This window comes from Mesorhizobium sp. M0909 (assembly GCF_040319515.1).
GTDB lineage: Bacteria > Pseudomonadota > Alphaproteobacteria > Rhizobiales > Rhizobiaceae > Mesorhizobium.
Window position 1 is genome coordinate 80879 of sequence record NZ_JAMYOA010000018.1, and the last position, 25847, is coordinate 106725.

The window sequence follows — 25847 nt, forward strand, 5'->3', positions numbered from 1 at the left end:
TGTCCAGGTGAGAACCCCGCCAACGCCAGGAGGCCTAGTCTAATCCAGTCCATCCGATCAGAACGAAGCGGGCCTTCGATCGTTCCGAACGCATCGATTCGCAAAAGCCAGGAAATAATCACCCATTACCGGGCCAAACGCGGGCGCCCGGAAGACCGGACTCCGGCGCACCGTACCGCCGATACATTTGAAAACTGGTTGAAAGCGGACCGCTTAACCAGCCGGAGTTACGGTGAAGTCATCAAAATACACGTGACTGTCGGCCTTCGACCACAAGCCAACACGCCCGCTCACCGGCTCAGGCAGCGTGTCCTGGAGGTAGAGCTTGCCGTCGACATAGCCTTCGACCTTGGTGCCGGCGATGCGCACCTTCAGGTCGTGCCATTCATGGGTTGGGGTCGGGGTGTTCTTGACCCAGGTCACCGACGAGCGTTTGCCTTTCTCGAACTTCCACAACACAAGGTTGTTCTCCAGAGGGTTGGCGCGAATCGTGAGATAGTCGCCATTGGGCTTAAGGTTGAACAATATCCCAGCACCCTGGTCGATGCGGCCGCTGATGCCCTCGAAACGGACGGCGATCTCTCCATCGCGGAAATCTGGCGTGCGTTCAAAGACTGCGTAGGGGAAGTATGCATAAGCCTGGACGCGGTCGAGAAACTCGGCGTACCGCTCCTCATAGAGCGCCCGCGCCTTGTCTGCGAGACCAGCGGAAGTTTGTCCCTCCTTCCATTGGCGCCCGTCGACGGCCAACACGTTGTTGTCGGCTTCCATTTCGATCCGCCAAATGCCTACCACGCCGGGCATCGCCTTCGAATCTGTGCCAACTTCCTCGGCAGCAGCAAGGCCACCAAGCCGACACCTGCCGCGGCAATTGTCTTGAGGCGATGTAAGATGTCCACGGCTGATCTCCTTCTGGCTTGAAGTGTATTTGATGGCCGGTGCGCGGCGGCTCCGCCACCAAGCAACCCAGACGAGCAGCGGCAGGCCGCCGAGGAACCAGGGAAGCGCGATCCACGGAGCCGCGACGAGCGGATAGCCGGGATAATCGCCGGCCCCGGTCGCCGGCACGGGCAGAGGTACATTTGCGAGCCCATAAAGGAGCGGCAGTACCTCCTCGGTGCCGGTCGATCGACTGACGGCCGACCGGCCGCCATAGCTGTACTCGACTTCGCCATACGACTCATCGCTTGCGCTGCCGACAACACTCTGCTGGTCGCCTGCAAAACGGATGACAATCCGTGGAATGACCCGCTCGAGCTTCGATAGGACGCTTGTTCGCAAATCGGCGTACCGGGGGTCTTCGGGCGCCAGGTGAACGGTGACGGTCAACTGATCGCTGAGTTGCGCCAGGGCCTGTTGGTCGGCAAGCGAGAAAGAGTTCCGTCGGTCCTCGGTCGCATCGGCGGACCATCTGATCTGGGTAGCCGCGACCATCACAAGACAGGTCGCCACGAGGCAGATGAGCGAACGGACAAGCTTGATGCGCACGGTAGCACCCATGGGGAGCCACATGGCAGCGAGTGCGGCAAATCCAAGAATCGCCGCAAGCACCCCGACGACCAGACTGAGCGACAACAATCCGAGCTCAAAGGTGTGCAGCGTTTGCGTGAGCGACAGCCGCGACGACCAGCCAAGGAGGTCGGGTTGGCTGGCCGCCGCGAAGTCGGTGACCCACGACCGAGTGTGAAGCCGAGTGTGACAATCGCCGCGGTTGCCGCGCTCTCGGTAAGCGCAGCTGCGAATAACGCGATGGCGCCGACCAACAGGCCGTAGCGGAGATGTCCGAGAACAACATTCAGGGTCTCGGCGACGAACAGATGTCCACCCATGAACTCCCAAATCGCGAGCGCAGAGGGCGCAGGGATACTGGCAATGAGCCAAGCTGCGAAGACGGCGACCAGCTTGGCGCCAATCAAAGTCGGCGGTCGATAGGGCAGCTGGATCAGGAGCCGCAAGGCGCCGGACTCCTTTTCGTTGCCGAGCACGCGTATGGCAACAAAGGGAAACAGCAGCGTAACGGCGACGTAGAAGCCGCCGAACGTCGGAACCAGTACGCCGTCCAGCGGGGATAGTGCGCTCGCGAGCCCAGGCGAGGTGAGGGCAGTAGCGCTCGTTTCGCCGTAGAGCGACACGGCCTGAAAGAAGCTGAAGCCGATGAGAGGGCAGAGCATCAGCAGCATTGTCCAGAGCGGCCGGCCGCTCGCCATTTCCCGCAGCTCCTTGGCCAGCAAGGGGCCGAAGGGAGCGCCGAGCGGTACGGCTGCCTCAGGTGAGCGCAAGGAAAACCTCCTCCAACCCACCGGACGAAATTCCCGCACGCGCCCGCAGGTCGCTCAGGGATCCGATGCCGCGCACGCGGCCGTCCGCGAGCAAGACGAAACGGTCGCACATGCGCTCGGCATCGAGCAGTTGGTGTATCGCGAGGACGAGGCTGCGCCCCTGCGCCGCGACCTTGCGAAGCACGCTCATGATCTCGCGGGTCTGTCGTAAGTCGAAGCCGTCAAAGGGCTCGTCCATCAGCAGCACGGGATGCGGCGTGATCAGGGCAAGCGCCAGCATCAGTCGACGGGCATACCCCTTGGACAATTCAGACACGCGCTTGATTAACACCGGTGCAAGTCCGACGGCCCCGACTGTCTCCGCGACGTCGAGGTGCGATGTCCGGTAGACATCAGCGAAGAACGCAAGAACATGTTCGACGTACTGGTCGCGCCAGGGCTGCAGGCCGTCGGGAAGGAAGAAGATCGACCTGCGGCGCGATGCAGGCGGCAGAGAGGCGCCGTGCCGGAGAATCCTTCCCGAGTCGGCCGGAAGAAGCCCGGCGATCGCTTCCAACAGCCAACAGCGTAGTCTTGCCGGCGCCGTTCGGCCCGATAAGACCGAGAACTTCGCCGGCCCCCTCGTTGAAGGCAACATCCGCCAACGCGGTTTGCTCGCCATAGCGCTTGGTCAACGCACCGACCTGAAGGGCATATCCTCCCTCTTGCCGTGTAGCGATTTGCGCCTTGTCAGACATCCGGCTTCGCATCAACATCGGCTGATTCCCTCCCTGCGTGCGATCGCGCGGAGGCCCAATATTTAGCTCTTCTTGACGGCGACCTTGTCGAGGGCTGCGCGCAGGCCTTTCGCCAGCTTCTGCGCATCGTCGTTCGCCCAGAAATGCATGAAGAAGAGCCGGGGCTGCTCATCGAGCATGTGGCTATGCAACGCCGTGATCTCGATGCCGTTGTCTTGTATGGCCTTGATAACCGGATTGACCTCCTTGGCGATCAGCACAAAATCACCCGTGATCGCTGCTTTGTCGCCGTCGGTCGATTGGAAGTTGATCGCTATGGCCGTGCCCAAGGCAGCCGGCACGTCCATCCCGTTCTCCTTGACCGGTTCGGCGCGCGGGATACTGAACTGGTAGACGCCGCCATTGGCCTTTCCTTTGTAACCAATAGCCCGGTCGACGGCCGCTGTGTCGAACTCGATCTGCTGCGTGGATGCTTGCGATTGTGACGCACCGGACGCGGCATTCTCCATCGGCGTCTTTGTCAGCGCCAAACCGGAATGAAGCGCTGTGGCGAGCGTGACGGGGTCACCCTGGCCGAAGACGTGCATGTAGAGTGTCATCGGTTCGGCGCGCAACAAGTGGTTGTGCACCGCAGTTATCTCGATCCCACCTTCTTCAAGCTTCTTCATGACCGGGTTCAGCTCGTCCTGGGTTAGAACGATGTCGCCCATGACCATAGTCTGGTTTCCCATGGGTTCGAACGCGACCCAGCCTCCGAGCGCAAAGCCGGGCTGAAGGGCCACACCGTCGAGCGAAACCTTCAGGTCCGTTCGTGGCAACCCGACCCGGTAGACGCCGCCAGGCATTTCCGTTCCGGCTTTGCCCAGTGTTTGCGCGACTGTCTGCCAATTGGATGCCGCCGATGCTGGTTCCAGCAGCGCCGAGACCGCGATCAGCATCGCGCCGCTCACGAGTTTTGCACGCATGGGAGTTCTCCTTGATCTGCCCCCATCGCCCAGCTTTTCAAGCCACGGCCGGTTTCATGGCAGGTGGCCAACTATGCGTTTCCGCCTTGCGGCGCGAAGCCCAGGCATAGAGCGCGTCGTAGATGACGAAGCCGTGCTTGAGCACTTCCTGGTCATCGGGCGTCACGTCCCTGAGCCCCATGGAGATCGCAAGCAGCCCCGCCGACTGTGGAGTAAGATCGTGCCGATCCGTGTCGGCGCCGCGAACGATCGAAGCGATCGTCACGATGGCTGGATCGCGCTCGAGGCCGTATTTCGAGACGAAGGTGTCGAAACTGCAGCCGTCGCCGACATGCGTGAATTCGACGCCCGGCACGTCGTACGGTGTGGCGCCCGTTTCCTGGGCAACACGGATCACCTGATCGGGTGGCACGAACAGGAATTCGGACTCCTTGTCGATGAAGCGGGCGATCAGCCAGGGGCAGGCAATGCGGTCGATGACCGGACGTTCGCGGGTAACCCATTTCACGGCCTTGTCTCCCTTGTTTTGGCAACAAGCCCAGGCGGCCCACTGCCATAAGGAGGTCAAGGCTACGCCCGAATATGAAATGATACAAGTGTTGCATTTATTTGTGCACGTGATACGGTTCACTTATGAGTGAGGGGGAAACGACGGAACAGCGCTGGCTGCTCCTTATCCATCGGCTGCCGAGCAAGCCGGCCTATTTCCGGGTGAAGATCTGGCGGCGGCTGCAAGGCATCGGCGCGGTCGCGGTAAAAAGCACCGTCTATGCACTGCCGGCCAATGCCGAGACGCAGGAGGATTTCGAGTGGCTCCTGAAGGAGATCGTCGCGGGTGGTGGCGAGGCGATGGTATGCGAGGCGCGTCTCGTCGACGGATTGTCGGATGCCGAGGTCCAAGCGCTCTTCGATGCGGCGCGTGATGCCGACTATGCGGAGATCGCCAAGGAAGCGCGTGGTCTCGCCACCGAGATCGGCGCGAACGCCACGCCGGAAAAGCGTGCGGAGACACGGTCGCAGCTCGGCCGAATACGCAAGCGGCTCGCCGAGGTGGACACGATCGACTTCTTCGGCGCCACAGGTCGCCTCGCGGTCGAGGGTTTGCTCGGCGAGCTCGAGACGCATCTCGTGGAGGACCGGCCCATGACCGAGGAGTCAAAGGCGACTGAGCCGATTACTGACCTCAAGGGCCGGATCTGGGTGACACGCCGCGACGTGCACGTCGACCGGATGGCCTGCAGCTGGCTAATCCGCCGCTTCATTGATCCAGACGCCGTCATCCGCTTCGTCCCGGGCAAGAGCTATGCGGCAAAACCGGGAGAGCTGCGCTTTGATATGTTTGACGGTGAGATCACCCATGAGGGCGACCGCTGCAGCTTCGAGGTGCTGCTCACCCGGGCCGGGCTTGACGACCCGGCGCTGCAGGCCATCGCCGAGATCGTCCATGATATTGACCTCAAGGACGGCAAGTTCGGGCGCGACGAGACGACGGGCATTGCCAGCCTAATCGCGGGCATCGCCATGACGAATAAGGGCGACGAGCAGCGGATCGGGCAGGGCGGCCCGGTCTTCGACAATCTCTACCAGTATTTCCGCCAGAAGCGCGGGTGAGGGGAACCAATGACCAGCGTCCATGCCGTCCATCCGAATGCGCTGGGGGATGAACCTTCGCATGCCATCCCCTTCCGCGAAGCAGTGCGGGTCTGGGCGCGAGTCGCTGCATTGAGTTTTGGTGGCCCGGCCGGCCAGATCGCGGTAATGCATCGCATCCTCGTTGAGGAGAAGCGCTGGATCGGCGAGACGCGGTTCCTGCATGCGCTGAACTACTGCATGCTCCTGCCAGGACCGGAGGCCCAGCAGCTCGCCGTCTACATCGGGTGGCTCCTGCATAAAACCCGAGGCGGGCTCGTGGCCGGCACGCTGTTCGTACTGCCGGGCGTCCTCGCCATCATGGCGCTGAGCTGGATCTATGCGATTTTAGGCAATGTCGGCGCGGTGCAGGCGCTTTTCTTCGGTCTGAAGGCCGCCGTCCTCGCCATCGTGCTCGAGGCGGTTATCCGGGTCGGCAAGCGAGCGCTCAAGAACAAGGTCATGATAGGCCTCGCCGCCGCCGCCTTTATCGGGCTCTTCCTGTTCCATCTCCCGTTCCCGCTCATTGTCCTGACGGCCGGAGTGATCGGGTACGTCGGCGGGCGGGCCGGGCTGACAGCGTTCATGGCGGGCAACGGCCATGGCAAGGTCGGCGGCAAGCAGGTCGCCGACGCGGAATCGGCGCTCGGCGAAGGCATTCCTGCCCATGCTCGCCCGCCGGTCAGCTGGTCGTTGAAGATCGGAGGTGTGTTTCTGGTGCTATGGCTGGCACCTGTCCTCGGCCTTTTCGTGCTGTTCGGGTCCGGCAATGTCTTCGCCGATATCGCGGTCTTTTTCTCGAAGATGGCGGTCGTGACCTTCGGAGGCGCCTACGCCGTCCTTGCTTACGTGGCGCAGCAGGCTGTCGATACCTATGGGTGGCTGAAGCCTGGCGAGATGCTGGACGGCCTCGGCATGGCGGAGACGACGCCTGGCCCCTTGATCATGGTGACCCAGTTCGTCGGCTTCATGGGCGCGTTCCGGGCGCCGGGATCGCTTAATCCACTGCTCGCCGGAACGCTGGGCGGCCTGCTCACCACCTGGGTCACCTTCACGCCTTGCTTCCTGTGGATATTTGTTGGTGCGCCATTTGTGGAAACTCTGCGCAGCAACAAGGCCTTGTCCGCCGCGCTGGCGACCATCACGGCGGCCGTGGTGGGCGTGATCCTGAACCTGGCGGTGTGGTTCGCGCTTCACGTCCTGTTTGGAGCACTGCGCGAGGTCAAAGGGTTCGGCATGACATTCGATGTGCCCGTGCCCAGCTCCGTCAACATCGCGTCGCTCGTCCTGACATTGGGTGCGCTGCTAGCGGTGTTTCGCTTCAAGATCGGCATGCTCCCGGTGCTCGCCGGCTGTTCGATCCTCGGGCTGCTCTACGGGATGGCGACAGGAGCGATCTAAGCCGTGCAGCCAGCGCCGCTTACCAGGGGTAAGGAGGCATCGTTGACGTTACAGCGGCTCGTGCACGGCTTGCGCAAAGCTATTCCGAAGCGGCGCTTCAGGCTCCTTCCCGCCGGTGCTGAGCCGACTGCTGCGAACCTGCTGATATCAAGGGGACTGCGGGCGTTCGGTGACGGTCTGGTCAGCATCCTGCTTCCCGCCTATTTGGCCACGCTCGGCTTCGACGCCTTCGAGATCGGAACCCTGTCGACGGCGACGCTCGCCGGTTCAGCCGTCCTCACCCTGGCCGTTGGGATCGTCGCGCATCGCTTCTCCCGTCGTGCCCTGCTGACCGCAGCGGCTGTCCTGATGATAGCCACGGGGATCGTCTTCGCTGCAGTTCACGACTTCTGGCCGCTGCTTCTCATCGCATTCGTCGGCACGCTGAACCCATCTTCAGGGGACGTCAGCGTGTTTCTACCGCTCGAACATGCGCAGCTTGCTCAGAACGTCACCGACCGCGGCCGCACGGCGCTCTTTGCGCGGTACAGCCTCATCGGCTCCCTCGCCGGCGCCGTCGGGGCGCTGGCCGCCGGAGCGCCCGACTTTCTCCGCGACGCCATCGGTCTGGAAATGAAACAGGCCCTCCAGGCAGCTTTTCTACTTTATGCCTCGCTTGGGTTGGCGGCGGTGCTCCTCTATCGGCGGCTGCCGAGTGACGCGCCTGACGCAAACAGAGTGTCGGCACAGCCATTGCGCAGGTCTCGCTCCATCGTTCTAACGCTCGCCGCACTCTTCAGCCTCGATGCTTTCGCAGGCGGCTTCGTCGTCCAGTCGTTGTTGGCCCTCTGGCTCTTTCAACGGTTCGGCCTGTCGCTCGCCGCGACCGGCGCAATCTTTTTCTGGACGGGTGTCCTTTCGGCTGCGTCCTATTTGGTCGCTGTGCGAATTTCCCAGCAGATCGGACTCATAAACACGATGGTGTTTACGCACCTTCCGTCGAGCCTCTGTCTGGTGCTCATCCCGTTCATGCCGAGCGTCGCTCCGGCTATCGTTCTTCTGCTGATTAGAAGCGCGCTGTCGCAGATGGACGTGCCGACCCGCACATCGTACGTCATGGCCGTGGTGACGCCCGAAGAGCGGGCTGCCGCGGCGAGCATCACCGCCGTCCCGCGCAGCCTCGCGGCGGCCGCCAGTCCAGTCCTCGCAGGGGCTCTCCTTGCCGTCTCCAGCTTCGGCTGGCCCCTGATCATCGCCGGTGGGCTGAAAATTATCTACGACCTTCTGCTGCTCGCGACATTTCGCAGTGTTCGCCCTCCAGAGGAGCACGGGGGCGGGAGGAATGACATGTCAGTCGGCGATGATCGAACTGGCAACGACGCGCGGGTTTCCTGGTGGCGTTGAAGGCAGGACCACCAGCCGGACAAATTGCTTACGTCCGCCGGCAATAAGGATGTAGAGACGCGAGAACTCCTCCGTATCGCGATCTTCGGCAATCTTCTCGGCATCCGTACGGGTGAAGAAACTCTTCCGAAATGCCTCATGATCGATATCGGGAAATGCCAGCGTACACGTCTGCACCGGTTTGCCGCTCATCGTTGCCTTGGTGGTGCCGATGATGGTTCCTGCTGGCAATCCTTCCTCCGCTTCGGCCACCAGCCATGCCTCCACTGAGGTTGGATTAGCGATTGGCGCGAGTTCGGCGAAGCCTGCTTCGGCAATAAGTGTCCACCTGCGTTCGTGCGCGGTCTCTATCATGCGCTCGAAATTGGGACCCTCGGCCAGACAGGTACGGTGAAATTGTTCGACAGCCTGATCCGCATCACTGGCGGCCTGCGCCGGCGAGATCGTCAGACCCAAGATGGTCCCTGCCAACGCTAGAAATCGGAACATGTCTATCTCGCGTAGCTGATTGTGGACGAACCACTTATCCTGAACGGGCTACGACACTCGTTGTTCCGGACTGTCGGCGCCTGCATGGCTTGATGGAGGCGCGAAGCGCCTGCGCAGTTGATGCAATGTTCAGGCATCTGGCAACTGACGGAACCATGCCGCACTGGGTTTCGATGACGGACCCTGCTACAGACCCACTCACACCGCCGGGCGGGACCATTTGATCTCGTGCTGAGTTCCTGGAGACATCTCCCGGCGCTCGCCGAGGAACCTGCATGTCGTGCTCGCCGGCAACCAGCCCCGGTGGTTTTTCGGGCACTTGGCCTATGTCCCAGTCCACTGTGGAAACTTGTTAAAATCCCTTACGGCAAAGGTTTTCGAGGTCCGCTTTTGCCATTCCCTCGAAGCCCAGCGCGGGAAGAATATCATTATCTCCCTTAAGATCGCGACCGTAAGCCGCCGAGAATATGGCAATTCCAGATTCATGGAGAATCGCTGAATTTCCGCTGATCTTCCCCAACAAAACGGTCGGCAGCAGCCCGAACGGAACGTCCTCGAGAATATAGCGGCTTTCGATGGTTGACGGGCCGAAGCCGCCGCGGCTTTGGCGATCCATCTCCTGGTTCATTTCCGAAACGGTGGCCATGGGGACGTGAAACGACAATGAAAAATGCTCTTCAACTGTGCGCACGGCAATTCCAAAACGGGCGGCGATCGCCAATCGTTCCGCATCCAGAGCCTCGATAACGCGACCGACAGCCGGCCTGACATTTCCGGCCTGGCTCCATTGTTCTCCCTTCTCCCGGCGTGTGAGATTGAGAAGAGCGATCCCGAGATGGTTCTGCGGATTGAGGTTGCTGAGCGCGATAGCAAGCATGCCGTCGCGCTTGACGAAACGATCGCCGAACAAGGTCGTGCAAAGCTCGAACCCTTGGTCCATCGCCTCGAAAGGCAGGGTCGCAACATCGAGCTTCTGGCGAACACTGGCGACATGGACTTCTGTCGGCCCGGACTGACGCCCTGTCACCAGCGTTGTGCCCCAGACGACGATCGGCAGACTAACCTTGCGTTGCGCCAACTGCCTGGAGAGATACAGCGCTCCGAAGGAACTGTGCGAGCTGATGATTACCGGCGTTCCCTCCCTCAGATAAGGAGCGGCAGCATCCATCACTTTCTTGTGCCCATTAGCCGGCATCGCGATCATCACAACGTCTGCAGTGGCAATAGCCTCTTTACAATCCTTGGCGATACGCACCGAGACCGTTACCTCGACAGCACCCGTGGCCGTTAGCGATTCGCCGGTGGCCAGCGCCTTGGTGCGCTCTCCCGACGGCGACCAAAGCATTGGATCGTGCCCCGCCTCCGCCAGGTGGGCAGCAAGGCCGTAAGCAATTGCGCCGGCCCCCAGAATACTCACGCGCATAGGATTTCTCCTGTTCCAGTCCTAATGGATCGCAGCGCGGCGAACGCCATTGCATGCACAGCCAACAGGCAGGCACAGCTCGATCCAAACCCATCGCTTCCTAGAGCCTGGCTACCCATGAAATCGTCATCCACGGGGTTCAGCTGGAACGCGTTCGAGCCACATGGCCGAGACGGCCGACGACGCTCTGTGGGCTTGCGAATTATTCCGACCGTACGGCGAATCACGCGCCTCCGGCCATATTTCATTTCCGCCTTGACATATATCAAATCTGCATGAGACGATCTTACTCATACACAATGCGCATGCAGGCGTAAATGGAAACACGAGATCTCCAGGCCTTTCTTGCCGTTGCCGCCAACGGCAGCATCACCAAGGCTGCCGAGATGCTCGGCTGTTCCCAGCCTTCGGTGACACGCACCATTCAGGACCTCGAGGCGGAGCTCGGCTTCGAATTGCTGCACCGTGTCGGTCGCCGGGTGCAGCTATCTGAAGAGGGTGTAGCTTTCGAAGAGGAGGCGCGGCGACTGCTGATGTCCTTCACCGAGCTTGCCGCGCGGGCCAAGATGATCGCCGCCGGCCGGGGTCGGATCCTGCAGATCGTCACAACCTCTGCGATCGGCACTGGCCTAATTCCGACGGCCATGGCCGAGCTCAAGGGTATCGAGCTTCCGCACGAGACACATCTCGGACAGTTTCTTCCTTCCACCGTCGCCCAGGAAGTACGCAGCGGTCGTGCCGAGATCGGCTTTTCAAGCCTGCCGCTCGATACGCCCGGTCTGGATGTCCTGCGGCTCTATTCGGCGCCCGATGTTGCTGCCGTGCGGGAGGATGATCCGCTGGCAGAACTTGGTGTCATACCGCTTTCGGCCTTTGCCGGCCGTCGCGTCGCTACGTTGCTCAACCCGCTGCGTTTCCAACTGCACGTCTCCAAGGCATTGGCCGCCAGGGGCATCGACACCGGGCCAGTGATCCGGACGAATACTGCCTATGGCGCGTTGCAGCTCGTGCGCCGGACCGGCGTTGCCGCTGTCATTGATCCCCTCACCGCCTATGGCGTGGCCTTGCCTGGGGTCGCCATCCGCCCGATTGACGCGACCGTTCTCTTTTATTGGGGGGTTGTGGCTGCCGAAAAACGTCCCCTTCGTCCAGTCGCGCAGGCGTTGATGGATGCGGTCGAGGCGGTGGCTGAACGGTCGATCGTCGGCTTCAAGAAGCTAGATCCGACCCTCGCTGGCCAATTGGTGAGCGATCCTGCATCCGGCACAAATCACGGAACGGGAATATGAAGCATACCCCCGCCGCGCCAACGCCGACAGGTCTTGCTGCGCTCGAAGCACAGCTCGCGCAAGATCTCGACTTTCTCGAACTGCCCGCCAAGCCATGGGTTCCCGCGCGTTCGCACGATGGTGTTCCTGTCCGTGATGTCGTGGTGATCGGCGCCGGCATGTGCGGACTTGCTGCCACGGCAAAGCTGGTGCTGACCGGGATAACCAATGTCGTGGCCTATGATGCGGCTCCGGCCGGGCTCGAAGGACCATGGGTAACGTTTGCCCGCATGCAAACGCTCCGGTCGCCGAAAACCCTGCACGGTCCGTCGCTCGGCCTGCCGCAATTGACGTTCCGCGCCTGGTTCACGGCACAATGGGGCGTTGAGGCCTGGCGGTCGCTGGACAAAATCCCCAAGGGCCAGTGGATGGACTACCTGGTCTGGTACCGCAAGGTTCTTGGCCTGCCGGTGCGCAACAGCGTGCGCATGACCGGACTGGCGCCCGTTGGAGATCTGATTGCGATCGATATCGAAGGCGCGGAAACCGGCCGGGTTCTCACCCGTCGCCTCGTTCTGGCCACCGGTCGGTCCGGGTTGGGCGGTTTTGCCGTGCCCGATTTCCTCAGCGGCGTCGATCGCGCCTATTGGGCCCATTCTGCCGACAAAATCGATTTCGATGCGCTGAAAGGCAAGCGTGTGGCGGTGATCGGCGCCGGCGCCTCTTCCATGGATAATGCCGCAACGGCACTCGAGGCGGGAGCCGGCTGTGTCGACATGTTGATCCGTCGCAAGGAAATGCCGCGCATCAACAAGCTGACCGGCATTGGCAGCCCGGGTGTTGTACTCGGCATGCATCACTTGCCCGATGCCTGGAAGTGGAAATTCTTCGATTATACCGCCTCGACCCAGACACCGCCGCCGCGTTCATCGACACTTCGCGTGTCTCGCCATTCGAATGCTCGGTTCCTTCTCGACTGCGGCATAGTTGCGGTGAGGGAGGAGACAGGGACCCTGCTGGTGGAAACAACGCAGGGGCCGATGCGCTACGACTTCCTGATCGCGGCAACCGGCTTCTCAAATGACTTCAGCGGCCGCCCGGAATTTGCGGCGATCGCCCCACATATCCGCACCTGGTCGGATGGCCGATATAGGCCGGATATGGGGCCGGCTCGTGCAGGCATGTCGGACGCGCCGGATCTCGGTCCGGCCTTCGAGTTTCGCGAACGCGTCCCCGGCTCCTGCCCGATGCTGGCGCATATCCACTGCTTCAACGACGCCGCGATGCTGACCCATGGCAAGGTCTCCGGCGACATCCCGGCCGTCAGCGCCGGGGCCGACCGTCTCGTCCGCGGCATTGCCGCATCGCTGTTTGCCGAAGATGTCGAAACCCACTTCGCCAATCTGATCGCTTACGACACGCCCGAACTCCTGGGCGACGAATGGGTCGATTCAACTCCCTTGCTGCAGAAGGAGGCCGCGTGGTGATCGACGCGATGGACAAGGCTGCCGGCCTTTCACCGGATGATACCCTTTTCGCCGCACGGCGATTTCGGCCGGAATTCGTGCGAGGGGCAGAAGAATGTCGCCTCTCGGTGCTGCACCCAGCAAACGACCAAGGGCTGGCGCCCAATTTGAGGGTTGCTCTTGCCCGTCGCATGGCCGCCCTGAATGCCGATCCCGTCCTGGTGGCCGAATATGATGTGCAACTGGCTCAGCTCGATCCGACAGAGAAACTCCGGGCAATGGCTCGGGGCGAAACGGATCTGGAGGAACCATTGGCGACCATCGCACGTCATGTGGACCTGATAACGCTGACACCGAAAAAGGCGGAGGCGAGCGACATTGCCCTGCTCGCCCAAGCCGGATTGAACAAGCCTCAGATCGTCGCGCTCTCCGAACTGATTGCTTTTGTCAACTTCCAGACACGGGTGGCGACCGGCTTGCGCCTGATGAGGTCGAAATGATCTCCGCGGTTCGTCTGAAGCCGCTGAACTGGCAGCCATATATCGCGCCGGTCGAGCTATCCGAGGCCACGCCGGAACAGCTTGAAGCGATGAAGGTCACGCCATCGGCCAAGAAAGTTTCGGAATATGTGCGCACCCTTGCGCATGATCCAGAGAGCTATCTTGCGCGTACCGTTTTGTTCAACGCGATCATGTATGTCGAGGGCGGGCTTGCCCGTCCCGACCGCGAACTTGGTGCATTGGGTGCCTCGATAGTCAATGGCTGCAAATTCTGTGCCGTCGTTCACGCCCGCAGGCATGCAGAGCTGACCAAGAGCGACAAAGTGGTCACCGCGCTGTATCTCGACAAACCTGAAGCGCTCGGCCCACGCGATGCGGCAATCTACAGCTTTGCCCGCCGCCTGTCGGCGGCACCGTCGGAAGCGACGGCAGACGATATCGCCGCGCTTCGATCGGTCGGCATGGACGACCGCGAGATCATCGACCTGATCCACGCCATATCGATCTTCGGCTGGGCAAACCGGCTGATGCACGTTCTGGGCCATGCGGAGAGCGGGTGATGATGTCGCATGCGGTCAAAGCAGTCCGTCTCACACTTTCCGAAGGGCCAACCAGCAATGCTTGAACTCAAAGATGTAAAGCTGTCTTACGGAAGCACGCAGGTTCTGAACGGCGTCAATCTCTCGGTAAAGCGGGGTGACGTGGTGTCGATCATCGGCCCCAGCGGCACTGGCAAGACCACGTTGCTGAAATGCATCAACTACCTGGCCAAGCCGTCCTCAGGAACCATCGCGTTCGATCAGATTCGGATGGATTACCAGCGCGCCGACAAAACAGCTGTCCAGGCGATCCGCTTGCGAACGGCGATGGTCTTTCAGCAATTCAACGTCTTCAAGAACATGACCGTCCTGCAGAACGTGATGGATCCCCTGGTCGTCGTGCAGCGCAAGTCCGCGGATGAGGCGCGGGAGATCGCCTTGCGGGAGCTCGAGCGGGTCGGCCTCACCCCGAAGCGAGACAGCTATCCCTCCCAACTGTCGGGCGGCCAGCTCCAGCGCACCGGCATCGCGCGCGCCTTGGCGGTTCGCCCCGACGTGATACTCTTCGATGAGCCTACGTCATCGCTGGATCCCGAGCTCGTCGGTGAAGTTCTAAAGGTGATCAAGGATGTCACCTCGTCAGGGATCACCTCGCTGCTTGTGACCCACGAGATGCAATTCGCAAAGAACATCTCCAACCGGATCGTCTTCATGGATCGTGGCGTGGTTGCCGCCGACGGCAGCCCGGCTGAAATCTTCGATGCACCGTCCAGCCCACGACTTGCTCAATTCCTGCAGTCGGAACTCGCTTTTCAATAGCTCTCAACAAGAAGGGAACCTAAGAAATGTCTGCAATCACATCCAGCTTGTCCCGCCGCTATGCCCTGGCCATCGCTGGCGGCATCGCAATTGCCCTTGCAACAGCGGGGATCAGCCATGGTCAGACCGTTCGGACGATCAAGATCGCCACGTCTGCCGAATCCAAGCCGCTGGCATGGGGCGCGATCGGCGTCGAGCCGCAAGGCTATGAGCCCGATCTTCTGAAGGCGATCAACGCAAAGCTGCCGCAGTACAAGTTCGAAATGGAAGGCGTCTCCGACATTGCCCAGGAAACCGGCCTGGCCACGGGCAAGTACGACATCGCGGTCGGTGGCTACTACAAGTCGCCCGAGCGCTCCAAGCAGTTCCTCATTCCGGAAAATCCCATGGGCGCCAGCCTGATGAAGATCTACAGCAAAAAGGGCAGCGGCATCAAGGAAATGAAAGATCTGGTCGGCAAGAGGATCGTTCCGACCACGGCCGGCGGCGGAACCTACAAGTTCATCATGAACTGGCAGAAAGAAAACCCGCAATACAAGCTCGAAGTCACGGCATCGAGTGCCGGTATCCCCTACCCGAACCGGCTGGACGAAGTTCAGAACGGCAAGTTCGACGCTCTCGTCCTGCCGTCGAATCTCGGTGAGCAGACCGTCATCGAGCAAAAGAAACTCGATATCGTGGCGTCCGAACCAGTGTTCAGCAACAACACCTACATGCTGATCCATCGATCTGACGAGAACAAGGTTCTGGCCGACGATGTGAACAAGGTTCTCAAGGAATTGAAAGACGACGGCACGATCGAAAAGCTGTCGCAGAAGTGGTTCGGCGAGGGCATCGTCCAGTACATGAAATAGCACGGCCGTCGACGACCCATATTCGCTAGTCAGCGGCAAGGCTGAATTGCAAGAAGGAGCGTTTCAAAGTGGATGTATCTGCTATGATTCCCGAGTTGCTCTCGGCACTGCCGCTGACGCTCGCCATCACGTTTACAGCCCTCATTTCCGGGTTCTGCCTGGCTCTCATCGCGACAACCCTCCGGGTCCGCAGGGTGCCAGTCATCAGTCACCTGGTGGACCTCTACGTGTCCTATGCCCGGAGTGTTCCTGTCGTACTGCAGTTGTTCGTCGCGTTTTATGGGCTTCCGCTGTTGGTGATCCTGTTCGGCGCCGAGGATTTTATTTCTGCAACGATCGCTGCGATGGTGGGGCTGAGCCTCTATCATGGAGGGTATCTGTCGGAAGTCATGCGACCTGCATACCTGGCCGTCGATCGCGGCCAGCATGATGCGGCCGACAGTCTGGGATATACCTTCCGACAGAAGATCACCCGCGTAGTCGGCCCGCAAGCGGTGCACTTCGCATTGCCGGGCTATGGAAACGCCATCATCTACCTGATCCATAACGTTGCGCTGGTCATGTACATCGGGGCGGCCGACGTGATGGCGACTGCGCATCTGATCATGGAGCGCGACTACAACCAGTTCCAGTTCGAAACCTACCTCGTCCTGGCGGTCATCTATTCGCTGATGTGCCTGGTCGCATGGCTCATCGTGCGCTTCTTCGAGCTTCGATCGCCGATGCAAGCGCCTGAGGCGACGACAACAACTCCGATCAAGAATGCGGCCGTCGCCAGCGTCTGACCTAAAGGGTATTAAACCATGTTCGATACCGATATTTTGCTCCAGGACACGCAGGAAATTTTGAGTGCCGTACCCATGACAATTGGAATGGCGCTCATGATCTTCGTCCTGTCGACGATCGTCGGCAGCATATTCGCGCTTATCGAATACAGACGGGTGCCGGTGCTGCGAGAGCTCATCATGACTTACAAGATTGTCTTCAAGGGCGTTCCGATGGTTATCGTGATTTTCCTCGCCTATTTCGGTCTGCCGCCCGCATTCCAGTTCCTGGTCTCATTGCTGGGGATCAACTTCAACGCCCACGAAACCCCCAATTGGGTCATCCTTGTAGTTGCGATTACCGGCTGTGTCGCCGCGTTCCAATCGGAGATTATCAAGGGAGCCCTGAATGCGTTCGACACCGGTCAGTCGGACGCAGCCCATTCGCTGGGCTATACGGGCGGCCAACTGTTCCGACGTATCCTATTTCCCCAGGTGGCCCTCACGGCAATTCCCGACCTCACAACCTCGATGATGGTCATCATGAAGGCGCTTTCTCTCGGATTCGCCATCGAGGTTGTCGACATCTTCGCCCAGCCCCAGTTGACCGCCGCGCTGAACTACTACTACCTCGAAGCCTTCGTGATTGCCGTCGTGATCTACATGGTGATTGCCTATATCGTCACCCAGATTGCCGACAGGCTGGAGCAGGCGCTGAGGGTGCGGACCTGACCGAAGCGTCGTCAGGACCCGCGCAGCAAGGGCGGAGGAACTCAAGGCTCAGTTGAGGCCTGCAAACAGCTGATGGGGCGAACTCGCAGCCAGACCTGCGGGCTCATGTAATCGACACCTCACCCTGGTGGTGCCACGGTCGACGGCTTGGCGACGATGAAGGCGAAGTGTCTAACAGCAGGCGCCGCATTATCGCAGATTGGTCAGATCCACTGGACGATTGTTGATGATCGCTTCCATGGAAAAGAAGCCTGACACCGTAGCCAGGTCGAAGTTCGTGATCAGTTTCTGGTAGAATGCATCGTAGCCGGACATGCCTTGTGTCACGACCTTGATCAGGTAGTCCCAATCTCCTCCGATCCGATTAGAAATCGATCACCTCCGGCAACCGTTCGACATGGGTACGGAACGCCTCACTCCACTCCTTGGAATGGTTCCGCCAGGGGCTGAAGAAAACGGCTGACGTGACCGCCGACCTCCGGGATGGGCTTGTGGGATCGACGGCGAAAATCGTGGGTCCCTACGGGCAAAAGGACTTGGTGTACGCCGACTATGTCGCGTCAGGCCGCGCACTCCGTCAGATCGAGCGCTTTGTGCTTGAGGAGGTCCTGCCGTACTACGCCAACAGCCACACGGAAGCCTCGTATTGCGGAGGCTTCATGACCCGCATGCGTCGGGAAGCGCGCGCCCAGATCGGTCAATTCTGCGGGGCCACCGAACGGCATGCCGTGATCTTCACCGGCTCCGGCGCTACGTCGGGGATCAACCGCCTCGTCAAGCTATTCGGGGTCGCTGAAGCCGTGGCAGCGGGCAAGCGCGCTCGGATCATTATCGGTCCCTATGAGCATCCTCCAACATTCTGCCCTGGCGCGAGAGCGGAGCAGAAATCGTGGAAATCGCTGAGGATACGTCTGGCGGGCCGGACTTGTCTCAGCTCAAGGACGCGGTTGGCGGGGGGTCGTCAGATCTGACGATATGCTCGATGTCCGCGGCCTCGAACGTCACGGGCATCACCAGCGATGTGGCGGCCATCACCGTCATCGTGAAGGCCGCCGGCGCAAAGATGATCTGGGACTATGCGAGCGCAGGTCCTTACCTGCCGATTTCCATGTCGCCCGCCCCAGATGCCGAGATCGACGCAATAGTTGTTTCGCCTCACAAGTTCCTCGGAGGCCCCGGCGCTTCCGGCATCTTGATCGTTCGACGCGACGGATCTTCGACGAAGACGCCGTCGTGGCCAGGTGGCGGGACGGTGAAGTTTGTCTCCCCGAAGACACACGATTACAGCGACAGCCTGGAATCCCGCGAGGAAGCCGGCACGCCGAACGTGATCGGCGACATACGAGCCGCGCTGGCCTTCATCGTCAAAGATGCGATCGGACTCGACGCGATAACAGCGCGCAATCGCGAGCTGGCGCGTCGTGCTTTTCGCGCATGGAAAGCCCTGCCGCGGCTGGAGCTCCTCGGTCTATCGGATCCTCAGCGGCTTCCGATCTTTTCCTTCCGGATCAAAAACGGAAAGGACGGCTACGTCCACCAGCAGTTGATCACGCGCATGCTAAGCGACCGGTTCGGGATCCAGGCGCGCGGTGGCTGCGCCTGCGCCGGCCCGTATGTTCACAGACTGCTGTCGATCGATGACGAACAGTCCGAGGAAATCAGGCAAGCCATTCTCTCCGGCGACGAAATGAAAAAGCCGGGATTCACCCGGCTGAATTTCAGCGTTCTGCTGCCGGACGAGAAGGTGCAGTTCATACTCGATGCCTTGGCGCAGATTGCGTCCGACGCAACGGACTTTGAGCATGACTACGACCTCGATCCTGGCCGGGCGATCTTCTTCCCGCGAGCCGCAGTCGAGGGCATCGCCCATGCAGCAGCCTGAAGTCGCCGGCTTCTATGATGCACGGACGGGCAGCATCCAACATGTCGTTGCATGCCCGAGTTCACGAAGATGCGCCATCATCGACCCCGTACTCGATTTCGACGAAAAGTCTGGCTCGACAGCAACGACAAATGCGGACGCGATCCTCGACTACATCAACAGCCGCAATTTGAAGCTCGAGTGGATCCTGGACACCCATCCGCATGCCGATCACTTTTCGGCCGCGGGTTATCTCAAGGCGAAAACCGGCGTGCCGACAGCGATCGGCGAGCGCGTGAAGCAAGTGCAGCGGATCTGGCAACGGATCTATAACTTCTCGGATCTCCCGTGTGACGGCTCACAATGGGATCGGCTGTTTTGCGACGGCGAGACCTTCAACATCGGCGAGCTGGAAGCGCGCGTCATGCACTCGCCAGGACACACCTTGGCGTCGATAGCTATGTCATCGGCGATGCAGCGTTCATTCACGACACACTTTTCATGCCCGATAGCGGCTCCGCCCGGGCAGATTTTCCAGGCGGCAGCGCAGCTGATCTGTGGCAGTCCATCCAGGACGTTTTGAGCCTACCCGACCGGACGCGCCTCTTCACCGGGCATGACTACAGGCCGGGAGGGCGCCAGGCTCTGTGGGAGAGTTCGGTAGCGGAGCAGAAAGAGAAAAACCCGCATGTCGCCGGTCATTGTCGGAGTACGTTCATCAGGCTTCGAGAGGCCCGAGACAGGACATTGCCAATGCCAAAACTCATATTGCATGCCCTGCAGGTCAATATCCGCGGAGGGGAACTGCCTCAGGTCGAGGAAAATGGCCGGCGTTATCTGAGGATACCGCTCGACGCGCTGCCAGCATCGGTCTGGGATTAGTTGACGAATTGGATGGCTCTCTCCAGCAGTTCCTGCCCGCGATCGGTTTCAGGATCACTGATCGGGTGTACGCTCGGTCCGATTGGCGGAGGCGAGTCGATCCTCGCTACGCCCTATTGATGTACGTCGTCGGAATGAGCAATCCTCGGAGCGCTCTCGGAGGTGATCGCGGCAAGCAATTGCGGTGGCGCGTCTGCAACACTATTATCGATCGGAGGGGATATCTCGGATGTGGGATAGGATCATAAACCTTCGGATATCGAGCCACACCTGGGAGGTAATTCTTTTGGGGACGAAAAGCTTGAGGCGAACCTCAAGTAGCCGATGTATGTACTGGTGATTTGGCGCGATTCCAGTCGACTAGAGCAATTTGATAGGTGCTCCAGACAGGCCGGAACTACCGAAGGCTGATCGCGGCTTTCATGTTCCTCGCGCGCAACTAAATAGCCGGATTTGGCGCTCCTAACTCGTTCCCATGGCCGGCACAGTTGACTGCGGGCGACCCGGGCAGCGATCATAGCGATCGCCCACCAAAATCACCGCTTGTTCTCCCTTAGCGCTCTTGGTGTTTGAACGCGATGCCCTCAAACATAGATGCGACCGGTCTTGCCGCATTAAGGCGCGGACGTCTAAGTTACACGACGCGAATGCCAGTCCACATCGTCGAGCGGAGAAGAGCCTGCAAATGCTCGGCCAAGTCGAGTTCACCGCGCGCCTCGATCTTCAAAAGATATCGTGCCTTGGCCCGGCGATCACCTTCCCTGACCGCAGTCCATTTCGTGGATCGCCTTGCCGAACGCAGTGTACATTGCCTTGTGCGCTTTGATCAGCGCCCGCAGATCGCTGGACGGTTCCTGGTCCCAGCGTCGCGGCTCTGTGGCGAGAGCTGTTGCCGCAACCGTCGAGGCGATAACGGCGCTGCCGGCGTTGAGAAGCAAGGCGCGGCGATTGATCCTGGACATGGTGAACTCTCCTCTTCACTTCATGGCAGACTGCCAGATCGGTGCCGTAACACCGGCCCGGCCGCGCTCTCACCGTAGCACGGCTGCCGGCGCATTTATGTCAGGATGGATGGCAGGGTTAGCCGCGTTACAGCCAGGGCATGGCAGGAGCGACCGCGCGGATCGGCATCTCGCGAAACCGTTCGATCAATTGTTTCTCCTCGGCACCGCCACCAAAGAAGATCGCGGTTGCCGAAAAACTCCATCACTTCGAAGATTGCTGGCCCTTGCCGTCCGCCGGAGACGGCCAAAGAAACCGGCTCTTCTCGAGCCGTTTTGCATACAGCGACATGCCGAGCCTATCATGCCAGATAATCTTGATCAGATTGCCGCAATTATCGACATTCTGCATATGGTTTCCGCTTTGCGACGGTTGCCTATCGCTGGCATCCGTTGTTTGGGAGCACGTTGCAGGTTTCGCCATTTCGTCGTGGGAAGGCGTTGACGTGCATCTACACGGAGGAGCGTCCTGACCTTTGCCGCGAACTCCCGAATTGGATGTTCGACGCCGGCTACTGCGCGGGCATGACGCTCGGGCGACCCGAAATCGGCATCGAGGGTCTCAATGAGTTGACGATCGTCCTGACGGCGCTCGGCGCGAATCGCAAGCAAGGCGCACAATCCCGCCCTTCAAGGAAGAAGGAGAGGGACGGTGCGAAGAAGCCGATATCACAATCGCGCGCAGCTCATCCTGCAGCTGGAGCGTCAAATTCCTCATCCGCCAGTGGGCAAAAACACAAAGGGACTGGTCGAGACATTGGCCGACCTTCTGCTGGAAGCGCTGGCGGCCGAAGCGGATCAGGGAGGCGGTGATGAACCCGAAGATCACGCCTGATCACCTCGCCCGCTCGGCGGTAGTTTACGTTCGTCAATCGACCATGTCGCAAGTGACGGGCAATCTGGAAAGTCAGCGCCGGCAGTATGACCTGGCGGGAGCCGCAGAAGCGGTCGGCTTTGCATCGGTGACGGTGATCGACGACGATCTTGGCCGCTCGGGGTCCGGCCTGATGCAGCGACCCGGCTTTGAGCGGCTTGTCGCCATGGTCTGCTCCGGCGATGTCGGTGCGGTCTATTGCATCGAGGCGTCACGACTGGCGCGTAACGGACGGGACTGGCATCATCTGATTGACTTGTGCGCGCTGGCCGGCACGCTGGTCGTCGATCCGGATGGCGCATACGATCCGCGGCTCGTCAACGACCGCCTGCTGCTTGGGCTGAAGGGGACGGTGACATGATACAGTACCTCGTGATCTCATTGAAAAGAAAGGGTTTGTTGTCGCGCATCGGCTGATACTGGACGACCTTTCGCGATCGCCTGACGGATGGCCGGCCGCGCAAGATCATCCTCGCAGATGACATAGGGGGCGCCGGCGCAAACCTGCCGTGCCGGCAGCAGCCCATCCCGGATCAGGCGAACGACGGTCATCCTGTTGACACCGAGCCAGCTTGCGGCTTCGCGCAGGATAAGCTCGTGGCGCTCGGCCCGTTCGCCCTCGCGGTAGACCGGGATGCGATGCGCGCCGCGGAAATTGCGCACGCGCAGCTGGGTCCAGGTCTGTCCCCTGGCCGAGCGTATGCCGAGCCGGTTGAGGACGGGGGCGATGCTGTGATCCGGCAAAAGGCGGGCGAGTTCGCGCACCAGCTGCTCGGTCGCCACGTCAGTCTTGTAGCGGTTTTGGCCAGACCGGTTCTTCACCACTTCGAGCCGCGTGTGATCGCCACCCTGCCAGTGCAGCACCAGGTGCAGCCGACCGGCCTCGGCCGTCACGACGATCTCGTTGAGCACGGTGCGCAAAATCCGCTTGCGCGTCTCGACGGACGCGGCGGGATGGTTCCACAGCGCAGGCATGTCGTCTGCGAGCGCCATAAGCATCGTGCGTTCGTCCTCGTTTAGGGCGCTCGGCTGCTCGCTGCGCAAGCTCCGGACCTGATCCTCGAGCCGGGCGACCGCCGCCAGACAGTCATTCCATCGCCGTTCGAGCTCGCCGGCGACCAGGCGGTTGTCGGGATCAACGGCGTCGTATTGCCGGCGCGCATGCGCCGCCTCATAGCGGGCCTGGTCCAGGGCGAGCTCGCTTTGCCGCAGCCGTTCGCTGCCGGCCTGCTTGCGATCGGAAATCAATTGCAACGCCGCCTCGAGTGCCAGCGGCGCAATTGCCCGCAGCACTTCCGCCGACACCGCCGCATCGATGCGCATGTTGCTGAAGACGGTACACCGTTTCTCGGTCGACGGGTCGACATGGGTAGCGCAGACATAGCGCGCATCGCGGCGTGAATGGTGCAGCACCTTGAGCTTGCGGCCACAGCAGCCGCAGCGCAGCAAGCCGACGAGAAGTCCACTGCCATTGCGCACCGCGCCCGCGACCATCGTGCCCTTCATGTTCGCATTGTTGGCAATTATCGTCTGGTTGCGATCATACTCGGTCCAGGAGATATAGCCATCATGGTGATCGCGGATCAGAACCGCCCAGTCCTCACGTCGGCGCGCGACACCGTGGGTGACGACTTTGCGGCCGTCTTCGACGCGCGTGCGCGTGGCGGTGCGGCCAAAGACATAGGCACCAGCATAGACCGGATTGGTCAGCAGCCGATGGACGGCGTGGTAGCGCGGCGCCCCCCACCGCACCGTCCACCCCTGAGGACCATGGACAGCGGTCGGCAGGTCGATCCCCTCCTGGCCCAGCCACAGGACGAGCTGGCGCACGCTGCCGATCTCACGAAATTTGTGGAACACCAGCGACAGCGCTTCGCGGATGCGCCGGTCGGGGTCTTGTTCCAGGCGATCGTCAGCGCCCCGCCGGTAGCCGATCGCCACCGTCGTGTGCAGTTCGCCGCGCGCTGCCTTCAGGCGCAACGCCTCTTGCGAGCGCTGCCGCAGCGTCGACAGCTCAAGTTCGCTGAAAGTGCCTTTCATGCCGAGCAGCAAGCGATCGTTGACGAGCCGGGGATCGTAGATCCCGTCCTCATCGATGATCAGGCTGCCCACCAGGGCACAGAACTCCAAGAGGGTGTGCCAGTCGCGCCCGTTGCGGGCCAGGCGCGAGGCCTCGAGGGCAAAGACCGCGCCCGCGCCGCCGCTGCCGATCGCCGCCAGCAGGCGTTCGAAACCCGGTCGCGCCGTCCCGCCGCCCGAGCGGCCGAGATCATCGTCAATGACGACCACATTCTCCCAGCCGAGGGCGCGGGCGCGCGTCTTCAGGGCGTACTGGCGTCGTCGGCTCTCGGGGTTGTTGGCAAGCTGGTCCGGGGTGGACTGACGAATATAGACATAGGCGCTGCGCGCCAGGTGATCGGCAGTGATTTTAGTCATCGTCCGTGTCCTCCGGTATTCTGACCGGGGCGAGGCGATCGCTCAGGAGAGCTTTGAGCAGGCTCACGATCTCCGCGCGCCTCACTGGATCGAACAACCGGGGCACGACATCGTCGGCCGCCAACATGAGAAGATCGAGTTGCCGCTTTTGGGCATGCTGTTGCATCGTCGTCTCCATCGTTGCGAATCGCTTCAAGCGATGGCGACAAGGATACGCCCTGCGCGTCGACGAGCTGGCGCAGCTCTCGCAGGCAGGCGAAGGAAAGCCGCGGCGTGGCCATCATGGGCGGCGTCGCCGCGTTGGTCTCGGTCATCCATGCAGGCAGCAGGAGCCGGCCGCCGCCTGGCAGCTCGACGACGAAGTGGGCGTCACCGGCGTAAAGGAGACGCCGCAAGACCGTGAGGCGTTCGCCGGCATGCGCGTGATGCGGATACCGGACAACGACTTCAAGCGGCTGTTGCTGGGCAGTGTGTTGCGGGTCTGAAGGGAACGATGTCGGAATACGAACTGAGCCTGATGCGACAGCGCGGCATCGCCGCCCGTGACTCCAAGGCCAAGCGTGGGGAGTTCCGCTTCATGCTTCCGCCAGGCTTCTGCTGGAGCGAGGCCGATAAGGTCGAGATCGATCCTGACGAGCACGTGGCCGACACCATCCGGCTGGTCTTCGCGAAGTTCCGCGAGTTGGGCAGCGCGCGGCAGGTCTTCTTATGGCTGCGATCGGCAGACATTAAAATGCCCGTGGTCCGGCGCAATGTCGAGGTTTGCAAACTCGTCTGGAAGCCTCCCGCCTACCACAGTGTCATGCAGATTCTTCACAATCCGCTTTATGGCGGCGCCTACGCATTCGGCAGAACGGCGCAGCGGACACGGATTGTCGAGGGGCGCGCCCGTAAGGCCAGCGGCTTCAGGAAGTCTCGCGACGAATGGCATGTGTTGTTGCGTGACAATCATCCTGGTTACATCAGCTGGCAGGAATACGAGGAGAATCAGAAGCTCCTGCTCGAGAACGCGCATATGAAGAAGAACTGTGCGCGCAAATCTGCACGTGGAGGCCGCGCCCTGCTCACGGGATTGATGCGTTGTGGGCGATGCGGACGAATGATGCGCGTCTTCTAGGGCATGGCGAAAGGCAACGCCCATCGCTACCAGTGCCGCGGCGATGATGCCCATGTCGGCGCTGGCCTGTGCATCGGCATTGGCGGTCTGCGGATTGATCGCGCCGTCGCCCTGCAGATCCTAGAAGCCGTCTCCGATCGTGCCGTGGAAGCCGCGATCTTTGCTTCGGAGCAGGCCGAGCGTTCGCGAAAGGACATCGTTGCCGCCGTCGAGCGGGAGCTGGAAGCAGCCCGATACGATGCCTCGCTGGCCGGGCGTCGTTACGAACTGGTCGACCCCGCCAAGCGCCATGTCGCACGCGAACTCGAGGCTCGCTGGAACGATGCGTTGGACCGCGTGGCCACACTGGAGCGCCGGATCGCGGAGCTGTCGGCTCTGTCGGCGACACGCCCAAAGGTCGATCGCGCCCGTTTGCTTCAGCTTGCCCA

General features: G+C 61.1%; 24 protein-coding genes and 6 pseudogenes. 18 read left to right on the forward strand and 12 right to left on the reverse strand.

Annotated features, from left to right (window positions below; all coding sequences use genetic code 11):
* Positions 1-213 precede the first annotated feature (213 nt).
* From NKH83_RS24500 to NKH83_RS24525, 6 genes and pseudogenes are all read right to left on the reverse strand, one after another.
* Complete coding sequence (locus NKH83_RS24500) at positions 214-1488, reverse strand: hypothetical protein (RefSeq protein ID WP_352807915.1); 1275 nt, start codon at positions 1486-1488, stop codon at positions 214-216.
* A complete protein-coding gene (locus tag NKH83_RS24505) occupies positions 1434-2279 on the reverse strand; it encodes an ABC transporter permease (protein ID WP_352807916.1) in 846 nt (281 codons plus the stop codon). The genes NKH83_RS24500 and NKH83_RS24505 overlap by 55 nt, the downstream gene beginning before the upstream one ends.
* The gene (locus NKH83_RS24510; protein WP_352807917.1) at positions 2266-2835 is read right to left on the reverse strand and encodes an ATP-binding cassette domain-containing protein; all 570 of its coding nucleotides are present in this window, start codon (positions 2833-2835) and stop codon (positions 2266-2268) included. The genes NKH83_RS24505 and NKH83_RS24510 overlap by 14 nt, the downstream gene beginning before the upstream one ends.
* A 31-nt stretch (positions 2836-2866) precedes the next feature.
* Positions 2867-3034: pseudogene (locus NKH83_RS24515) on the reverse strand (hypothetical protein); the annotation flags it as partial.
* Positions 3035-3078: 44 nt separating this feature from the next.
* Entirely contained in the window at positions 3079-3954 is an 876-nt protein-coding gene (locus NKH83_RS24520) for a DUF1259 domain-containing protein (protein WP_352807918.1), read from the reverse strand.
* A gap of 64 nt (positions 3955-4018) precedes the next feature.
* Positions 4019-4489, reverse strand: coding sequence for a chromate resistance protein ChrB domain-containing protein (locus tag NKH83_RS24525; protein ID WP_023680167.1), 471 nt, complete (start codon positions 4487-4489; stop codon positions 4019-4021).
* 125 nt (positions 4490-4614) lie between these two features.
* Here NKH83_RS24525 and NKH83_RS24530 point away from each other — a divergent pair, with 125 nt between their 5' ends.
* From NKH83_RS24530 to NKH83_RS24540, 3 genes are all read left to right on the forward strand, one after another.
* A complete protein-coding gene (locus tag NKH83_RS24530; RefSeq protein WP_023680166.1) occupies positions 4615-5592 on the forward strand; it encodes a chromate resistance protein ChrB domain-containing protein in 978 nt (325 codons plus the stop codon).
* A gap of 9 nt (positions 5593-5601) precedes the next feature.
* Complete coding sequence (gene chrA / locus NKH83_RS24535; protein ID WP_352718481.1) at positions 5602-7011, forward strand: chromate efflux transporter; 1410 nt, start codon at positions 5602-5604, stop codon at positions 7009-7011.
* Positions 7012-7092: 81 nt separating this feature from the next.
* Entirely contained in the window at positions 7093-8394 is a 1302-nt protein-coding gene (locus tag NKH83_RS24540) for an MFS transporter (protein WP_502895616.1), read from the forward strand.
* Here the strand turns inward: NKH83_RS24540 and NKH83_RS24545 are convergent.
* Together NKH83_RS24545 and NKH83_RS24550 are read right to left on the reverse strand one after the other, a co-directional pair.
* Positions 8341-8883, reverse strand: a complete 543-nt coding sequence (locus NKH83_RS24545; protein WP_156937472.1) for a hypothetical protein — start codon at positions 8881-8883, stop codon at positions 8341-8343. The genes NKH83_RS24540 and NKH83_RS24545 overlap by 54 nt on opposite strands.
* Positions 8884-9235: 352 nt before the next feature.
* Positions 9236-10306, reverse strand: coding sequence for an NAD/NADP octopine/nopaline dehydrogenase family protein (locus NKH83_RS24550; RefSeq protein WP_352807919.1), 1071 nt, complete (start codon positions 10304-10306; stop codon positions 9236-9238).
* Positions 10307-10623: 317 nt separating this feature from the next.
* Between NKH83_RS24550 and NKH83_RS24555 the strand changes: the two genes are divergently transcribed.
* From NKH83_RS24555 to NKH83_RS24590, 8 genes are all read left to right on the forward strand, one after another.
* Positions 10624-11595, forward strand: a complete 972-nt coding sequence (locus NKH83_RS24555) for a LysR family transcriptional regulator (RefSeq protein WP_352718488.1) — start codon at positions 10624-10626, stop codon at positions 11593-11595.
* A complete protein-coding gene (locus tag NKH83_RS24560) occupies positions 11592-13061 on the forward strand; it encodes an NAD(P)-binding domain-containing protein (protein ID WP_352807920.1) in 1470 nt (489 codons plus the stop codon). The genes NKH83_RS24555 and NKH83_RS24560 overlap by 4 nt, the downstream gene beginning before the upstream one ends.
* The gene (locus NKH83_RS24565; RefSeq protein WP_352807921.1) at positions 13055-13540 is read left to right on the forward strand and encodes a CMD domain-containing protein; all 486 of its coding nucleotides are present in this window, start codon (positions 13055-13057) and stop codon (positions 13538-13540) included. Before NKH83_RS24560 ends, NKH83_RS24565 begins: the two co-directional genes overlap by 7 nt.
* The gene (locus tag NKH83_RS24570) at positions 13537-14100 is read left to right on the forward strand and encodes a peroxidase-related enzyme (protein ID WP_352807922.1); all 564 of its coding nucleotides are present in this window, start codon (positions 13537-13539) and stop codon (positions 14098-14100) included. Before NKH83_RS24565 ends, NKH83_RS24570 begins: the two co-directional genes overlap by 4 nt.
* A 57-nt stretch (positions 14101-14157) precedes the next feature.
* Positions 14158-14898: an amino acid ABC transporter ATP-binding protein gene (locus tag NKH83_RS24575; RefSeq protein ID WP_352807923.1), complete on the forward strand. Its 741-nt coding sequence runs from the start codon at positions 14158-14160 to the stop codon at positions 14896-14898.
* A 26-nt stretch (positions 14899-14924) separates the two neighbouring features.
* The gene (locus NKH83_RS24580; RefSeq protein ID WP_352807924.1) at positions 14925-15752 is read left to right on the forward strand and encodes a transporter substrate-binding domain-containing protein; all 828 of its coding nucleotides are present in this window, start codon (positions 14925-14927) and stop codon (positions 15750-15752) included.
* A gap of 68 nt (positions 15753-15820) precedes the next feature.
* Positions 15821-16537, forward strand: a complete 717-nt coding sequence (locus tag NKH83_RS24585; RefSeq protein ID WP_352807925.1) for an amino acid ABC transporter permease — start codon at positions 15821-15823, stop codon at positions 16535-16537.
* An 18-nt stretch (positions 16538-16555) separates the two neighbouring features.
* Positions 16556-17248, forward strand: coding sequence for an amino acid ABC transporter permease (locus NKH83_RS24590; protein ID WP_352807926.1), 693 nt, complete (start codon positions 16556-16558; stop codon positions 17246-17248).
* 189 nt (positions 17249-17437) lie between these two features.
* Here the strand turns inward: NKH83_RS24590 and NKH83_RS24595 are convergent.
* Positions 17438-17687: pseudogene (locus tag NKH83_RS24595) on the reverse strand (Lrp/AsnC ligand binding domain-containing protein); the annotation flags it as partial.
* Here NKH83_RS24595 and NKH83_RS24600 point away from each other — a divergent pair.
* Positions 17623-19130, forward strand: a pseudogene (locus NKH83_RS24600) (aminotransferase class V-fold PLP-dependent enzyme). The pseudogenes NKH83_RS24595 and NKH83_RS24600 sit on opposite strands and share 65 nt — an antisense overlap.
* A pseudogene (locus tag NKH83_RS24605) lies at positions 19117-19991 on the forward strand (MBL fold metallo-hydrolase). The pseudogenes NKH83_RS24600 and NKH83_RS24605 overlap by 14 nt, the downstream one beginning before the upstream one ends.
* Before the next feature lie 752 nt (positions 19992-20743).
* On the opposite strand, the gene NKH83_RS24610 reads toward NKH83_RS24605, so the two are convergent.
* Both NKH83_RS24610 and tnpB read right to left on the reverse strand, forming a co-directional pair.
* Positions 20744-20953 carry a hypothetical protein gene (locus tag NKH83_RS24610; RefSeq protein WP_023680898.1) on the reverse strand — a complete coding sequence of 70 codons (210 nt, stop codon included), beginning with the start codon at positions 20951-20953 and terminating at the stop codon, positions 20744-20746.
* Between the two features lie 244 nt (positions 20954-21197).
* Complete coding sequence (gene tnpB, locus NKH83_RS24615) at positions 21198-21416, reverse strand: IS66 family insertion sequence element accessory protein TnpB (protein ID WP_084641913.1); 219 nt, start codon at positions 21414-21416, stop codon at positions 21198-21200.
* Positions 21417-21644: 228 nt separating this feature from the next.
* Here tnpB and NKH83_RS24620 point away from each other — a divergent pair, with 228 nt between their 5' ends.
* Positions 21645-21827, forward strand: coding sequence for a hypothetical protein (locus NKH83_RS24620; RefSeq protein WP_031203903.1), 183 nt, complete (start codon positions 21645-21647; stop codon positions 21825-21827).
* Positions 21805-22224: pseudogene (locus NKH83_RS24625) on the forward strand (recombinase family protein); the annotation flags it as partial. The gene NKH83_RS24620 and the pseudogene NKH83_RS24625, both read left to right, overlap by 23 nt.
* Positions 22225-22244: 20 nt before the next feature.
* Here the strand turns inward: NKH83_RS24625 and NKH83_RS24630 are convergent.
* Complete coding sequence (locus NKH83_RS24630; RefSeq protein WP_352807927.1) at positions 22245-24302, reverse strand: recombinase family protein; 2058 nt, start codon at positions 24300-24302, stop codon at positions 22245-22247.
* Between the two features lie 53 nt (positions 24303-24355).
* Between NKH83_RS24630 and NKH83_RS24635 the strand changes: the two genes are divergently transcribed.
* The 3 genes and pseudogenes from NKH83_RS24635 to NKH83_RS24645 form a co-directional block, all read left to right on the forward strand.
* The gene (locus tag NKH83_RS24635; protein WP_352807928.1) at positions 24356-24787 is read left to right on the forward strand and encodes a hypothetical protein; all 432 of its coding nucleotides are present in this window, start codon (positions 24356-24358) and stop codon (positions 24785-24787) included.
* 8 nt (positions 24788-24795) lie between these two features.
* Positions 24796-25419, forward strand: coding sequence for a recombinase family protein (locus tag NKH83_RS24640; RefSeq protein WP_352807929.1), 624 nt, complete (start codon positions 24796-24798; stop codon positions 25417-25419).
* 3 nt (positions 25420-25422) lie between these two features.
* Positions 25423-25847: pseudogene (locus NKH83_RS24645) on the forward strand (recombinase family protein); the annotation flags it as partial.